The 13,702-nt window shown below is 58.1% G+C and carries 14 protein-coding genes and 1 tRNA gene; 7 read left to right on the forward strand and 8 right to left on the reverse strand.

The annotated features are described in order from the left end of the window. Positions 1 to 65 precede the first annotated feature (65 nt). Together MWU55_RS06470 and MWU55_RS06475 are read left to right on the forward strand one after the other, a co-directional pair. Positions 66 to 1,460: an aspartate aminotransferase family protein gene (locus tag MWU55_RS06470; RefSeq protein WP_246935077.1), complete on the forward strand. Its 1,395-nt coding sequence runs from the start codon at positions 66 to 68 to the stop codon at positions 1,458 to 1,460. Between the two features lie 54 nt (positions 1,461 to 1,514). Continuing rightward, the gene (locus MWU55_RS06475; protein WP_246935078.1) at positions 1,515 to 2,816 is read left to right on the forward strand and encodes an FAD-binding oxidoreductase; all 1,302 of its coding nucleotides are present in this window, start codon (positions 1,515 to 1,517) and stop codon (positions 2,814 to 2,816) included. A 6-nt stretch (positions 2,817 to 2,822) separates the two neighbouring features. On the opposite strand, the gene modC is transcribed toward MWU55_RS06475, so the two are convergent. The 7 genes from modC to hpaE form a co-directional block, all read right to left on the reverse strand. Continuing rightward, positions 2,823 to 3,923 carry a molybdenum ABC transporter ATP-binding protein gene (modC, locus tag MWU55_RS06480; protein ID WP_246935079.1) on the reverse strand — a complete coding sequence of 367 codons (1,101 nt, stop codon included), beginning with the start codon at positions 3,921 to 3,923 and terminating at the stop codon, positions 2,823 to 2,825. Beyond that, positions 3,920 to 4,612, reverse strand: a complete 693-nt coding sequence (modB, locus tag MWU55_RS06485; protein ID WP_246935082.1) for a molybdate ABC transporter permease subunit — start codon at positions 4,610 to 4,612, stop codon at positions 3,920 to 3,922. Before modB ends, modC begins: the two co-directional genes overlap by 4 nt. After that, positions 4,609 to 5,403, reverse strand: coding sequence for a molybdate ABC transporter substrate-binding protein (gene modA / locus MWU55_RS06490; RefSeq protein ID WP_246935083.1), 795 nt, complete (start codon positions 5,401 to 5,403; stop codon positions 4,609 to 4,611). The genes modB and modA overlap by 4 nt, the downstream gene beginning before the upstream one ends. A 79-nt stretch (positions 5,404 to 5,482) precedes the next feature. Next, a complete protein-coding gene (gene hpaH, locus MWU55_RS06495) occupies positions 5,483 to 6,283 on the reverse strand; it encodes a 2-oxo-hept-4-ene-1,7-dioate hydratase (protein WP_246935085.1) in 801 nt (266 codons plus the stop codon). Continuing rightward, positions 6,280 to 7,134, reverse strand: coding sequence for a fumarylacetoacetate hydrolase family protein (locus tag MWU55_RS06500; protein ID WP_246935087.1), 855 nt, complete (start codon positions 7,132 to 7,134; stop codon positions 6,280 to 6,282). Before MWU55_RS06500 ends, hpaH begins: the two co-directional genes overlap by 4 nt. 9 nt (positions 7,135 to 7,143) lie before the next feature. Beyond that, a complete protein-coding gene (gene hpaD, locus MWU55_RS06505; protein ID WP_246935088.1) occupies positions 7,144 to 7,986 on the reverse strand; it encodes a 3,4-dihydroxyphenylacetate 2,3-dioxygenase in 843 nt (280 codons plus the stop codon). A 55-nt stretch (positions 7,987 to 8,041) separates the two neighbouring features. Further along, entirely contained in the window at positions 8,042 to 9,550 is a 1,509-nt protein-coding gene (gene hpaE, locus MWU55_RS06510; protein WP_246935090.1) for a 5-carboxymethyl-2-hydroxymuconate semialdehyde dehydrogenase, read from the reverse strand. A 106-nt stretch (positions 9,551 to 9,656) separates the two neighbouring features. On the opposite strand from hpaE, the gene hpaR reads away from it, so the two are divergent. Both hpaR and MWU55_RS06520 read left to right on the forward strand, forming a co-directional pair. Further along, complete coding sequence (gene hpaR, locus MWU55_RS06515; protein ID WP_246935091.1) at positions 9,657 to 10,109, forward strand: homoprotocatechuate degradation operon regulator HpaR; 453 nt, start codon at positions 9,657 to 9,659, stop codon at positions 10,107 to 10,109. Between the two features lie 113 nt (positions 10,110 to 10,222). Beyond that, a complete protein-coding gene (locus tag MWU55_RS06520) occupies positions 10,223 to 11,344 on the forward strand; it encodes an aminodeoxychorismate synthase component I (RefSeq protein WP_246935093.1) in 1,122 nt (373 codons plus the stop codon). Between the two features lie 65 nt (positions 11,345 to 11,409). On the opposite strand, the gene MWU55_RS06525 is transcribed toward MWU55_RS06520, so the two are convergent. Then, a tRNA-Tyr gene (locus tag MWU55_RS06525) sits at positions 11,410 to 11,493 on the reverse strand. 161 nt (positions 11,494 to 11,654) lie between these two features. On the opposite strand from MWU55_RS06525, the gene rlmB reads away from it, so the two are divergent. The 3 genes from rlmB (at position 11,655) to MWU55_RS06540 (ending at position 13,628) form a co-directional block, all read left to right on the forward strand. Beyond that, positions 11,655 to 12,437, forward strand: coding sequence for a 23S rRNA (guanosine(2251)-2'-O)-methyltransferase RlmB (rlmB, locus tag MWU55_RS06530; RefSeq protein ID WP_246935694.1), 783 nt, complete (start codon positions 11,655 to 11,657; stop codon positions 12,435 to 12,437). 73 nt (positions 12,438 to 12,510) lie between these two features. Continuing rightward, complete coding sequence (locus MWU55_RS06535; protein ID WP_246935094.1) at positions 12,511 to 12,978, forward strand: YHS domain-containing (seleno)protein; 468 nt, start codon at positions 12,511 to 12,513, stop codon at positions 12,976 to 12,978. A 206-nt stretch (positions 12,979 to 13,184) separates the two neighbouring features. After that, positions 13,185 to 13,628, forward strand: coding sequence for a CoA-binding protein (locus MWU55_RS06540; RefSeq protein WP_246935096.1), 444 nt, complete (start codon positions 13,185 to 13,187; stop codon positions 13,626 to 13,628). Positions 13,629 to 13,702 lie beyond the last annotated feature (74 nt).

Raw genomic sequence — 13,702 nt, forward strand, 5'->3', positions numbered from 1 at the left:
ACGTCAAGCGGGTGATTCTCGTGCTGTGTGGTTCTGTCCGACCCAAGAATTCGAGGAGATCCGCGATGAACAAGATCACCAATCATCTTCCAACCGCCGAGCTGCAAGCAATTGATGCAGCGCACCATATGCATCCGTTCACAAATGACGGTGAACTGGCACAAACAGGCGCACGGATTATTACGTCGGCCAAAGGGATTTGGCTGAAGGACAGCGAAGGGGAAGAAGTTCTCGACGCAATGGCCGGTCTGTGGTGTGTGAACATTGGCTATGGCAATGAAAGCATCGCCGAAGTGGCGGCCCGCCAGATGCGCGAGCTGCCGTATTACAACACCTTCTTCCAAACGACCCATGTGCCTGCGATCGCACTCGCCCAGAAATTGGCGCAGCTGGCACCGGGCGATTTGAACCATGTGTTCTATGCTAATGGCGGATCGGACGCGAATGACACCAACATCCGCATGGTCCGTACCTACTGGGCTGAAAAAGGTCAGCCAGAGCGCGACGTGATTATCTCGCGTTGGAATGCCTATCACGGGTCGACCATTGGCGGCACAAGCTTGGGCGGTATGAAGGGCATGCATGGTCAGGGCAGCTTGCCCATTCCGGGCATTGAGTTCATCGACCAACCCCATTGGTATGCGGAAGGTGGCGACACATCGCCCGAAGAATTCGGCATGGAACGTGCTCAGCAATTGGAAGCCAAGATCAAGGAAGTTGGCCCCGAGAAAGTCGCGGCCTTCATCGGCGAACCAGTGCAAGGTGCGGGGGGCGTGATTGTAGCGCCTGACGGTTATTGGGCCGAGATTCAACGGATTTGTAAGAAGTACGATATCCTTCTGATCGTTGACGAAGTGATTACTGGATTTGGCCGCACCGGAAACTGGTTCGGCAGCCAAACCTTGGATCTGACGCCCGACATCATGACGGTCGCCAAAGGTCTTAGCTCGGGCTATGCGCCCATCGGTGCCTCGATCGTGTCCGACAAGGTGGCAAGCGTTCTGGCTGGGACCGAGTTCAATCACGGTTACACCTATTCGGGCCACCCTGTGGCCTGTGCGGTTGCGCTGGAAAACCTGCGCATCATGGAAGAGGAAGGCGTTGTCGAGCATGTGCGCGACGTAGCGGCCCCTTATCTGGCCGAGAAATGGCATTCGCTGGCCGACCACCCATTCGTGGGCGAAACGAAGATTGTCGGTATGATGGCCTCGCTCGCCCTGACACCAGATAAATCCAAACGCGCACCCTTTGCGTCCGATCCGGGCACCGTGGGCTTCTTGACCCGCGAGCGTTGTTTTGCCAACAACCTGATCATGCGCCATGTAGGCGACCGGATGATTATTTCTCCGCCTTTGGTCATCACGACGGACGAGATCGACATTCTGATCGAACGCGCCCGTAAGTCCTTGGACGAAGCTTATGAAGTCGTCAAAGAAAAGGGCCTGATGGTCGCTGGCTAGACTAGGAAATGGGGTCGGGCTGATGGTCTGACCCCGTTTTTGTTCGGAGGGTACATGGATCTGCTAACCGCCAATGACCAGCACGGAGAATATCCGCAATCTTGGTATGCCGCGACCGCCGATGCACCGGGGCCGTATCCTACGGCTCAGGGCGACATTGCTTGTGACGTGTGCATCGTTGGAGGTGGCTTTACGGGTTTGTCCGCAGCGCTCCACCTGGCCGAACGAGGCTATGACGTTGTTCTGCTTGAGGCACAGCGCGTTGGGTTCGGAGCCTCGGGGCGGAACGGTGGACAAGTGGGCATGGGCCAACGCCTTGATCAAGACGAGCTGGAAAAAATGGTGGGCAAAGATGATGCCCGCAAACTGTGGAACATGGCCCGCGAAAGTGTTCAGCTCGTGCGCGACATCGTTGCCAAACACGTGCCGGATGCGGGGTTCACCGACGGTATCATCCACGCAATGCATCGCGCGCGGTATGTGCCTGAAGATCACGACTACGTCCGCAAGTTGAACGAAGAATACGGCTATGACTTGATCCGCACGGTCGATCGCGAAGAAATGCGCGAACTTTGCGGGTCTCCGGCCTATCACGGCGGGTCTTTGGACATGGGGGCAGGGCATACCCATCCGCTTCGTCTGGCCTTCGGGATGGCAAAGGCTGCGGTTGCTGCTGGCGCGCGCATTTTTGAAACGAGCCGCGTAACGGATGTCAGCGAAGGATCAACGGTCACAGTACGCACCGGAGCGGCACGCGTCCGCGCGTCTCATCTGGTCTGGGGCTGCAATGGGTATCTGGGCAACACGCAAAAACACGTCGCTGCGCGTGTCATGCCGATCAACAATTATATTCTGGCGACCGAGCGGCTGGACGAGGACTTTGCCAAGTCTTTGATCCGCGATGGACACGCTGTGGCCGACAGCAAATTTGTGGTCAATTACTTCCGACTGTCGGATGACAACCGCATGCTTTTTGGCGGGGCTGAAAGCTACGGCTACAAGTTCCCAAAAGACATCGTGAAGCTGGTATCCAAACCGATGCTTGAGATTTATCCGCAACTGAAAGACACGCGAATCGACTACGCATGGGGCGGTACGCTGGGCATCACCATGAACCGCATGCCGCATTTCGCGCGCCTCCAGGGCAATGTACTGTCGGCATCGGGATATTCCGGCCATGGGGTCGCGATGGCGGCGCTAGGTGGCAAGATGGTTGCCGAAGCGATTTCAGGTCAGGCGGAACGGTTTGATTTGATGGCGCAGGTTCCAACGCCCCGTTTCCCGGGCGGTGTCGCTTTGCGTTGGCCGCTTTTGGTGGTGGCGATGTTGTGGTTCAGCACGCGCGATAAGCTGTAAGTCGGGTCAGTCTTTCGGACCGCCTACATCCCCCGGCGCGACAGCAACCGTTTTGATGATCGCATGAAGCTGTACGCCTTCGGTCAAGCTCATTGCCTTGACTGATCGTTTCGTTACCCGCGCCAAGATTCGGCCCGCAGGGGTTTTAATAGACAAAACCGCGCCTGGTCCGTCACCCAAATGTACCTGATCCACCTTGCCCGGCAGACAGTTAAGCGCGGACAGACCTTTCGGCTTGTCGCGTGACAGGATCACGTCTTGGGCCGCGATGCGGACACGAAGCCGCGTACCCGGATCGCGGGCGATGCGGGGCAGATGAAGGGGGATACCTCCCGCCTCAAGCTCGGTCAGGCCATCTTCGTGATGGGTGACCACATAGGCCTCGATCACGGCGCCAACCGACCGAACATCACCGGGAATGAATGAAGGATCGCTTAGCACATCTGCCGCCGTGCCTTGCTTGACCACGCCGCCCTGATCTAAGGCGACGACTGTTGTGGCCAGTCGGGCCACTTCGCTTGCTGCGTGGGTGACGTAGAGCACGGGAATGTCGCCTTCGTCACGCAATCGCTCGAAGTAGGGAAGAATTTCTTGCTTTCGTGCCTCATCCAGCGCGGCGAGTGGTTCATCGGCGAGAATAAGTCTAGGCTTCGCAAGCAGGGCCCGGCCAATCGCAACGCGCTGCTTCTCTCCGCCTGACAGGTTAGCAGTGCGGCGGTCCAGCAGGTGGCCAATGCCCAACATATCGATCACGCGGTTCCATTCGGTGGTGTCCAGCGGCGCGCGCGCAATGCGGCGCGCGTAGTCAAGGTTGCGGCGCACATTCATATGCGGAAACAGCCTTGCGTCCTGAAAGATATAGCCGATGCGGCGATCCTGCGTGGGCAGGTGCAGATTGGTCGCGCTGTCCATCAGAACATGGCCGCCTAGTGCGATGCGCCCTGTTGCGTGTTGATCAAGCCCGGCCACCGCATTGACCACACTTGTCTTGCCCGAACCGGAAGCCCCGAAGAGCACAGTTAAGCCCGGAGGGGCATCAAATCTGACATCCAGCAAGAACCCATTGCGCTGGCCAGTAAGCTGAACGGAAAGGGCAGGCTGTGTCATGCGCCCTCCATCCGTTTGGAAACCCGGCGGGCAAGAAGCTCGGATGCAATCAGCGCCCCCATTGCAATGATGATCGAGATGACCACCAGCCGCACAGCCGCGGTTTCCCCACCGGGCACTTGAAGGAAGCTGTAGATGGCTGATGGCAGCGTGCGGGTTTCACCGGGGATGTTGGCGACGAAGGTGATGGTTGCGCCGAACTCTCCCATCGCTTTAGCAAAGCCAAGGATTGCCCCTGCGATGATGCCGGGCAAAGCCAGCGGTAAGGTGACTGTCGCAAACACTTGCAACCGCGAGGCACCAAGCGTTGCGGCGGCGGCTTCAAGGTGGGTGTCCACAGCTTCGATCGACAGGCGGATCGCGCGGACCATCAGGGGAAAGCCCATGATCGCGGCGGCCAATGCGGCCCCGGTCCAACGGAAAGCAAGCGGTAGCCCGAGATTGGTAAGCAGCGCACCGAGATGTGCGGTGCCGCCAAATGTCAAAAGCAGCAGATAGCCCGTGACAACGGGCGGAAGGATCAGGGGCAGATGGACGAGGCCGTTCACCACCTGCTTGCCGGGAAAGTCCCGCCGCGCCAGAAGGTGCGCCACCCAGATGGCGAAGGGTAGGGACAGAAGCGTTGCCCAGCTGGCAACCTTCAAAGACAAAGCAACGGCTTGCCATTCTTCGGGGCCAAGCCAGCTCATCGCACCACCTTTGCGGCGGGAAGAAAGCCGTGATCGGTCAGGATGTCCTGCGCGGTTGGCGCCAAGAGGAATTCAAGAAAAGTAGTGGCCGTTTTTACGTCGCCATTGACCATCACCGCACCGGGATAGGTGATTGGGGCATGGGTGGAGCTTGGCAATGTTGCAACCTTGCGAACCTTCGGCTCGGCCAGTGCATCCGTCGCATAGACGATCCCCAGACGAGCTTCTCCTAATGCGACCAAAGCCAGTGCTGCCCGGACGTTGTCGGTCTGAACCAGATGCGGTTCAACGCCCTTCCACAGGCCCAACGCCACAAGCGCGGCCTTGCCGTATTGTCCGGCAGGAATGGAATCAACCAAGGCCATGGCAAGTTTCCCGCCTTCTAGGGCCGATTGGAAAGCTTCCGCGCTGGCAGGTATTTCGGCCGGAGACGAGGTGCTAGCCGGAGCAACCAAGACTATTCTGTTTCCGGCAAAGTCGCGCCGTGAGTCTTTGGGCAAAAGACCCGCATCCTCGACCACATCCATCCAATCAGTGCTGGCGGACAGGAATACGTCGGCCGGGGCGCCCAAGGTGATCTGCCGTGCAAGCACCGAAGATCCTGCATATGACAACACAGTTTCATGCCCGGTTTCTTTTGTGAATGCTGCCGCAACATCATCCAGTGCGCCACCCAAACTGGCAGCGGCGAAGACCGTGATCCGATCGGCAAAGGAAGGCAGGCTTGACGCGCTCAGAAAGAGGGCGGTGAACAGGGCACGAAGTGTGTATCGACGGGTGCTTAGAAACATCTCGGGTCGAGATAACGGGATGCGCGGCCCGGCAGCAAGGGGTTTTGCACCGCGGGCGACATATCGCCCGATCTGTGTGCTAGGCGAAATTGATATCAACCGACCCGAACGGCCCGAAATCTGCGTGTATTTCGGTGCCTGAGGGGCATTCCACAGGCCGGATGAAACTGCCGGACAAGATCACCTGTCCGGCTTCGATCTGCTGTCCATATTGCGCCATGCGTCGTGCGAGCCAGACAACGCCTTCCACCGGGTCGTTCAAAACGCCCGCACCCAGCCCGGTTTCCTCGATCTCTCCATTTCGGAAGGTCAAGGCGCCAACCCAGCGCAGATCATGTGTATCGATGGCGTGGCGTTCCTTGCCCAGAACGATCCCTGCATTGGCTGCGTTGTCAGAAATCGTGTCATAGACGGTACGCGTTTTGCCGGTCTCTAGGTCCGTGCGAGTGATGCGCGTGTCCAGAATTTCAATCGACGGGGCAACAAAGTCCGTGGCCGCAATTACATCATCGCGTGTCACATCTATCCCGCCCAATGGCGCTTTTATCACAAACGCAATTTCGGCCTCGATCCGTGGTTGAATGAAGCGGCCTGCTGGCACCGTCGCACCGTTCTCAAACAGCATGTCGTCAAACAGGATACCGCTGTCGGGAATGTCGATGTTCAATGCATATTGCATCGCTTTCGAGGTCAGACCGATCTTCCAACCGATGACCTTGCGACCCTCCGCCAGCTTCGCGCGATAGACTGCGTTTTGCACCTGATAGGCGTCATCCATGCCCATATCCGGGTGGCGGCCTGACAGAAGGCCGATCTGGGTGCCCGTTTTCTCGGCCTCAAGCAGATCGGCGGCGGCTTTGGCGTGATCTTCGGGGGTCATACGCCCTCGTCCTCGACCGTGTTTGTCAGTGTGCCAATGCCCTCGACCGAGACCTCGACCACGTCACCCGGCACCAGATAGCGGGGCGGGTCAAACCGCGCGCCTGCGCCGGTGGGGGTGCCGGTCACGATCACATCGCCGGGCTGAAGCGTCATGAAGGTCGAGATATAGGCAATCTCCTCGCGGATCGGGAACATCATGCGGTCCAGCGTGTCGTTCTGGCGCAGTTCTCCGTTCACATGGGTTTGAATGCGCGCGTCGTCCAGCTGTGCGGCGTTTGTGAAGGGCACCAGCCACGGACCGATTGCGCCCGAGCGGTCCCAGTTCTTGCCCTGTGTGACGTTGAACTTCGCATGCCGCACCCAATCGCGGATCGTGCCTTCGTTGCAGAGCGTCAGGGCCGCGATGTGGTCATAGGCGTCCGCTGCTTTGATGCGACGGCCGGGTTTGCCGATGACAATCGCCACCTCGCCCTCATAGTCCAGCGTATGGTTTTCCGGCGGGCGGATCAGCGGCTGGCCGTGGCCGGTAAACCCGCTGGCAAAGCGCGGGAAAAGCGACATGTATCTGGGCTGCGCACTGCCGTCTTTATATTCGGCATTTCGGTCAGGAAAGTTCACGCCGACGCAGAGGATCCGGCGCGCATCCGGCAGGACCATATCGTAGGTAAACTCGGTGTGGGTGACGGATTTGCCTTGGGCGGCTTGGGCAAGCTGGTCAAACGCCCCTGCGGCGATGACCTTATAAAGGCTTGAATGGTCAGGGAAATCACCGTTCAGGGCGATGGCACCATCATCGGTGATCGCACCAAAGAAGGTCTCGCCTGCAGCGAAGAAAGTGGCAAAGCGCATGAGATTTCCTTAGACCGAGAAACTGATATTGGCCTGCCCGGTGCCCGAGCTGCCAAAGTAAGGGGTGTAGATGTCAATGGAGCCGTCGTAGTCTTTCCACCCCAACGCGCCGAACAGAAGCGCCGTGTCATTCATCGCACATTCGCCGGTGCATTTGACGGCGTAGTCGGGCAAGAGGTCAAGGAACTCGGCCCATTTGCCCTGTTTCCACAGCTCAAGAACGCGCAGATCCATCTGGCGGTTGAACTCTCCATTCACTGAGTTCAACCCGTCGACCGAGCGTTCATTGGGGGTGAAATCATGGCTCATCGAGCCGGAGGCCAGTACCGAAACCTTGCGGTTTGACCGCTTGATCCCCTCGGCAATGGCCGCGCCCCAGCGGCGGTTTTCCTCGATGGAGGAAAACTGGTTCACCGCCACGGGCAGCACGCGCGCGTTCACGCCGTCATTGATGAAATGCATGGGCAGAAGCGTGCCATATTCCATGCCCAGATCGGGCTGCGCATGGCCCATGGCGCGTTCACCGCGGTCCTCGAGCGCATCCAAGATGCATTGCGCCAATTTGCTGTCGCCACGGTAGTCAAACTCCATATCTGCCAGCATATGCGGCAGCTCGTGGCTGATGAACCGGCCCTTGTGATGGGGCTTGGCGTTCAGGTGAAAGCCCTGATTGGTGATCCAATGGGTGTCGAAAATGATGAAGGTCTCGACCTCGCGATCAATCGCGTCCTGGCGGAGCTTTGCATAGCCGTCGATGGCAGGCTGACGGATGCCTTTATATTGCTCCATCGTGTGCGACATCCAGATGCTTGGCACATGGGTGATTTTCGCAGCTTGAACAATCTGTCCCATCGGGTTTCCTCCGCTTTGGGTATCGCGCTTTTTCGTTTTAGCACGGGGAGGGTGCTTAGGCACCCAGCCGCATGATTTTGTGTTGGCCGGTCGCGAAGCCTACGTGTTTTTGCTCCATGTAGAAATCAAACGACCAGTCTCCGCCGTCTCGTCCAATCCCCGAAGCCTTTACGCCGCCAAACGGGGTTGGCAGGTGGCGCACGTTTTCAGAGTTCACCCAGATCATGCCCGCTTCCAGCTTGTCTGTGAAGCGCAGCGCGCGGGTCAGGTCGTTGGTCCAGACGTATCCTGTCAGGCCGTATTCGGTGTCATTGGCAATCGACAGCGCTTCGTCCTCGGTCGAGAACGGGATCGAGGTCAGGACTGGGCCGAAGATTTCCTCGCGCGCGATGCGCATGTCGTTGGTGGCGTTGGTGAAGAGCGTCGGGCGCACGAAGTATCCCTCGTCACCGACCTTCACGCCACCAGCGGCAACAGTCGCGCCATCTTCCTTGGCGATGTCGAAATACGAGGTCACTTTGTTATAGTGCGTCTCGGTCACCAGCGGACCGATCTCGGTCGCGGGGTCCAGCGGGTGGCCGACCTTGATGTTGTTCACACGCTCGACCAGCTTGGCTTCGAATTCTTCCTTGATGGTGTCCTGCACCAACAGGCGCGAGGACGACGTGCAGCGTTCGCCGTTGATCGAGTAGATCATAAAGATCACCGCATCCAGAGCGCGGTCCAGATCCGCGTCGTCAAACACGATGACAGGGTTTTTGCCGCCCAATTCCAAGTGGTTACGCTTGTGGGTGTCTGCACCTTGCTTCACGATCAGGCTGCCCGTGCGGCTTTCACCGACAAAGGCGATGGCGCGGATCAGCTTGTGCTCGCACAGCGCTTTGCCCGCGTCATGGCCATATCCATTCACGGTGTTCAAAACGCCGGGCGGCAGGCCTGCTTCTTCGGCGATCTCCACCAGAAGACGCGCGGTCAGGGGACTGTCTTCGGCCGGTTTGTGCACCACCGTACAACCCGCCGCCAGCGCAGGCGCAATCTTCCATGTAGACAGCATGAAAGGCGTGTTCCATGGGGTGATGACGCCAACAGGGCCGATGGGCACGCGACTTGTTACGTTCATCAGAGTGGGAGACTTCAGGTGCTGGCCATCACGAGCCTGTACCACCTGATCCGCGAAGTAGCGGAAGTTCTCGGCCCCACGCAACGCGGCTTTCGACATGAAACGGATGGTCTGGCCCGTGTCCCAGCATTCACACAGCGCGATTTCCTCGGCACGCGCTTCGATCGCGTCTGCAACGTTCAGCAAGATGCGGCGACGTTCAGTTGCGGACATGTCACGCCATGCGGGGAATGCCTCGGCGGCAGCCTTCGCGGCGCTATCGATATCCGTCTCATCGCCGCGCGCGACGTCACAGATCACAGATTTATCGACGGGCGATGTCGATTGGAAAATCCCAGCAGACCCAGCGCGGTCCTCACCAGCAATCCGATTTTGGATGCCGGTATCGCGAAAACGCGCCAGATAGCCCGAAAGCTTCTCGATATTGCTGTCCAGATTCGACATTTGGCCCTCATATGTCTGATTTATTAATTGCGATGTTAAATAATATGTCTGGACCTGTCAAGAATAGCTGCTTTGTTCAGTTCTGCAGGCTTGCTATAAGACAAGCATGAATAGTGATTTTCCTGCCAAGCCGGCCATTCCAAGTACATCCCGTTCTCTTCCGATCTCGCTATTGCGGGCGCGTGAAGTCGTCATGCAGCCCATTCGTGACATGCTGGGTGAACTTGGCCTGACCGAACAGAAATGGCGTATTCTGCGCACGTTGGACGAGCTGGGAGAGGTCGAGCAAAGCACCATCGCAAAAGAAGCGTGCCTGCTTTTGCCAAGCTTGACCCGCATCTTAAGGGGCATGGAAGCAGATGGGCTGATCTCGCGCCAATCGGATGCGACAGACAAGCGTCGCACGCTTGTTCAGATCACTGACAAAGGCCGCAGCATCGTGCGCGACAACCTGCATCTGGCTAATGAAATCGCGGCCCGGATCGAAGCCCATATGGGGCAGGAAGAAGCAGAGCGTTTGCTGGATCTGCTGGAAAAATTGCAAACCGCGAAACTGTAAAGCGTGTGACGCAGGCTGAATGACCTGGCGTATTCGGGCTTGCAAACGCCGCCTTTAATCCGCAGGTGAATTCCTCAACACTGTATCTGTGATCCGCAGCGGAGGCTTTGCAGGTGGACATTAGATTCGATCACGGACCCGATGGTGCGGCTGAGCTGTTTTCAGACCCGCAGGATCAGATTGTGGCTTGGTCACTTGACGATGTGCCTGACGCGCTGGACCGTTTGGATCAAGCGCAGAAAAGCGGGGCATGGCTGGCAGGTTTTGCAAGCTACGAGCTTGGCTATGCGCTGGAGCCGCGTCTTAAGCCCTTGTTGAAACCGAACCGCCGCCTGCCACTTTTGATGTTTGGCCTCTATGATCGTCCCGGTCCCGCGCCTGCTCTGCAGTCCGGCGCCGCCGCGCTGTCCGATTTGACGCCCGATTGGGATGCTGACACCTATGCGCGTGGGTTTCAGGCGGTGCATGACTATATCTGCGCGGGTGACACCTATCAGGTGAACCTGACCTTTCCGATCCGGGGCAGGGCGCAAGGCGACGTGCAAGCACTCTATCGTGCGCTCACGCGGTTGCAGCCGGTGCAATATGGCGCGCTGGTGCAGGCTGACGGGTTGCCCGCCATCCTGTCCCGCTCGCCCGAGCTGTTCTTTCGCACGGATGCCGACGGCATGATCGAGACCCGCCCGATGAAAGGCACCCAACCGCGCAGTTCCGACCCCGTCGAAGACGCCGCCCGCGCGGTTTTTTTGAAATCGGACGAGAAAAATCAGGCCGAGAACCTGATGATTGTGGACCTTCTACGAAACGACATCTCTCGCATCTGCGAAGTGGGCAGCGTCCATGTGCCGGAACTGTTCACCGTGGAAAGCTATGAGACCGTGCACCAGATGGTGTCTCTGATCCGGGGTCAAATGCAGGGTGGAACCCGGCTTTCCGACATCCTGCGCGCGCTTTTTCCGTGTGGCTCTATCACAGGGGCGCCAAAGCTGCGCGCGATGGAAATCATCGCCAAATTAGAGCCCAACCCCCGCGACATCTATTGCGGCTCGATTGGTTGGATGGCCCCTGACGGTCGGTCCGAGTTCAACGTCGCCATTCGCACGCTGCTGTTGGACGGCGATGACGCCACCCTGAACGTGGGCGGGGGGCTGGTCTATGACAGCACTGCTGCCTCGGAATATGAAGAGGCGATGTGGAAAGCCAAATTTGCCAGCCAATTGGACAGGAAGTTCTAAGGCGGGATCAATAGACCTGTACCCAGATTTCCGAACTATAAGGATAAGTTGTGTCGTTTGGAAAATGGTGGGCGACCTTGGAATCGAACCAAGCGTGAGTCGCCTCGAGGGAGTTACAGTCCCCTGCCACACCTTGCGGCCTGTCGCCCACTTTTTCCTGCGCTATCTGCGCCGAACGTGGGGCTAGGTATCGCGCCGGGCGGGGCGCGTCAATATGAAAAATCACCCAAATGCACTTGTCTCGGCCGGTCGCATGACGCATTGTCCGGGCCTTGTGAAAAGACAGCTGACTGGACAGGCGGAACGCGCAATGAAAAAGCCAAAATGGGTGGTTCAAAAAGAGCAGGCAAAGCGCAAAGAAGCGTCCGAGACTGTGTGGCTTTTCGGGCTTCATGCGGTGCGTGATGCGCTGGTGAATCCAGAGCGTGAAAAGCTTAAGCTGATTGTTACGAAAAATGCAGCTGACAAACTTGCAGACGCGATTGAGGCTTCGGGCATGGCCCCCGAAATGGCCGATCCGCGCAAGTTTCCAGCCCCCCTAGATCCCAATTCGGTACACCAGGGCGCAGCCCTTGAGGTGAAGCCATTGAACTGGGGTGACTTTGCCACGCGCGTATTGGGTGGCGAAGGGAAAATGCCAGTCGTGGTGCTTCTGGATCGGGTAACCGATCCACACAATGTCGGAGCAATCCTGCGTTCTTCCGAGGTGTTCGGTGCAAGTGCGGTGATCGGCACGAAACACGGGTCAGCACCTGAAACCGGTGCTTTGGCCAAAACAGCGTCCGGCGCATTGGAGCGTCAACCCTACCTTCGTGTACGCAACCTTGCCGACACGATGAACGAACTGCGCGATATGGGGTTCGTTCTGCTTGGCATGGATGGCGAGGCGGACGAGACCATCGAGCAGGCACTGTCATCGCGACCTGATGCGCCCGTGGCATTGGTCATGGGGGCAGAGGGGCCGGGTCTGCGCGAAAAGACCAAAGCGACGTGTGATGCCTTGGTGAAGATCCCATTCGCGCGTGACTTTGGATCGTTGAACGTGTCCAACGCGGCAGCGGTGGCACTTTACGCAACGCGCCTCACGCGGTGATCAACTCCGCGTGCGAGGGGCTGTAAATTCGCGGCGCAGGGGGCAGATTGAGAGAAACCGAAAGGAGATCTCAATGACGCACTTAACCCGCCGCCACTTGTTGACTGGATTGGCTGCCCTGCCTTTGGGCGCTACGCTTTTGACCCGCCCTGCATTTGCTGCCAGCCCGCCAGTCTATTCGGAAGATGGCATTGCGTGGGATGGACATGACCCAGTGGCCTATTTCACCAATGGTGCACCGACGCCCGGAGCCTCCGATTTCTCGCTCGAGCACGAAGGTGCGAAAGTCTTGTTCTCAAGCGCAGAAACCCGCGACATGTTCGCAGCAGATCCTGCGAAATACGCCCCGCAGTTTGGTGGATATTGCGCCTATGCAGCCAGCAAGGGCTACATCGCCCCAACGGTGCCCGAGGCTTGGACGATCTTTGAAGACAAGCTCTACCTGAATTTCAGCCTGCGCGCGCGCGAGCTTTGGTTGCAGGATGTGCCGGGGAATATCGCGAAAGGGAATGCCAACTGGCCGGGTATTCTTGAGGCTTAGGGCGTCACGGGAGGATCACAAGTGTTTTACCAGATCTTCAAATCCCAACCAAAGGACATACTTGTTTGACAGAGGCCAGACTGTGGAACGTCTGAAACCTCTATTCACTGTCCCTCGTTCCACCAACTGCGCCCAGAGATTTCATCTCTGGGCGCTTTTTCTTATGCGGGCTTGGAAATGAAACCTTAGGGGCTTAAGTGCTGCATATGACCCAAACAGATATCGACTCCCGCCTGAAACAGATCCTGACGACGACCCGTGTGATTGGTCTTGTCGGGTTGTCCCACAAGCCTGAACGGGCGAGCCATCGTGTGGCGGGTTTTCTGACCCGCAAAGGGTATCGCGTGATTGGTGTGAACCCGGGGCTAGCCGGGCAAGAGATGTTTGGCGAAACGGTTGTGGCAAAAGTTTCGGATCTGCCCGCCGAGACGGACATGATCGACCTTTTCCGCCGTGCCGAGACCATCGAGCCGATTGTAGATGAAGCGCTTGAGGCGCTGCCAAATCTGCGTACGGTTTGGATGCAATTGGAAATCTTCAATGCAGCCGCGCGCACGAAGGCCGAGGCCCGCGGGATCGAAGTGGTCGAGGATCGCTGCCCCGCCATCGAATACCCGCGCCTGATTGGCGATGGAGTTCTTGTCGGTTAGGTTTTCGGCTGCTCGCCATGCCAGCCTAGGGGCTTTGCCCCCTGCGCTGCGCGCATTCCCCCAAGATATTTATG

Source organism: Aliiroseovarius sp. F20344 (assembly GCF_023016155.1).
In the GTDB taxonomy this organism is placed as follows: domain Bacteria; phylum Pseudomonadota; class Alphaproteobacteria; order Rhodobacterales; family Rhodobacteraceae; genus Aliiroseovarius.

Coding starts and splice junctions, on each gene's coding strand:
- MWU55_RS06470 (WP_246935077.1), top strand. CDS start 66: ATGAACAAGATCACCAATCATCTTCCAACCGCCGAGCTGCAAGCAATT.
- MWU55_RS06475 (WP_246935078.1), top strand. CDS start 1,515: ATGGATCTGCTAACCGCCAATGACCAGCACGGAGAATATCCGCAATCT.
- modC (WP_246935079.1), bottom strand. CDS start 3,923: ATGACACAGCCTGCCCTTTCCGTTCAGCTTACTGGCCAGCGCAATGGG.
- modB (WP_246935082.1), bottom strand. CDS start 4,612: ATGAGCTGGCTTGGCCCCGAAGAATGGCAAGCCGTTGCTTTGTCTTTG.
- modA (WP_246935083.1), bottom strand. CDS start 5,403: ATGTTTCTAAGCACCCGTCGATACACACTTCGTGCCCTGTTCACCGCC.
- hpaH (WP_246935085.1), bottom strand. CDS start 6,283: ATGACCCCCGAAGATCACGCCAAAGCCGCCGCCGATCTGCTTGAGGCC.
- MWU55_RS06500 (WP_246935087.1), bottom strand. CDS start 7,134: ATGCGCTTTGCCACTTTCTTCGCTGCAGGCGAGACCTTCTTTGGTGCG.
- hpaD (WP_246935088.1), bottom strand. CDS start 7,986: ATGGGACAGATTGTTCAAGCTGCGAAAATCACCCATGTGCCAAGCATC.
- hpaE (WP_246935090.1), bottom strand. CDS start 9,550: ATGTCGAATCTGGACAGCAATATCGAGAAGCTTTCGGGCTATCTGGCG.
- hpaR (WP_246935091.1), top strand. CDS start 9,657: ATGAATAGTGATTTTCCTGCCAAGCCGGCCATTCCAAGTACATCCCGT.
- rlmB (WP_246935694.1), top strand. CDS start 11,655: ATGAAAAAGCCAAAATGGGTGGTTCAAAAAGAGCAGGCAAAGCGCAAA.
- MWU55_RS06535 (WP_246935094.1), top strand. CDS start 12,511: ATGACGCACTTAACCCGCCGCCACTTGTTGACTGGATTGGCTGCCCTG.
- MWU55_RS06540 (WP_246935096.1), top strand. CDS start 13,185: ATGACCCAAACAGATATCGACTCCCGCCTGAAACAGATCCTGACGACG.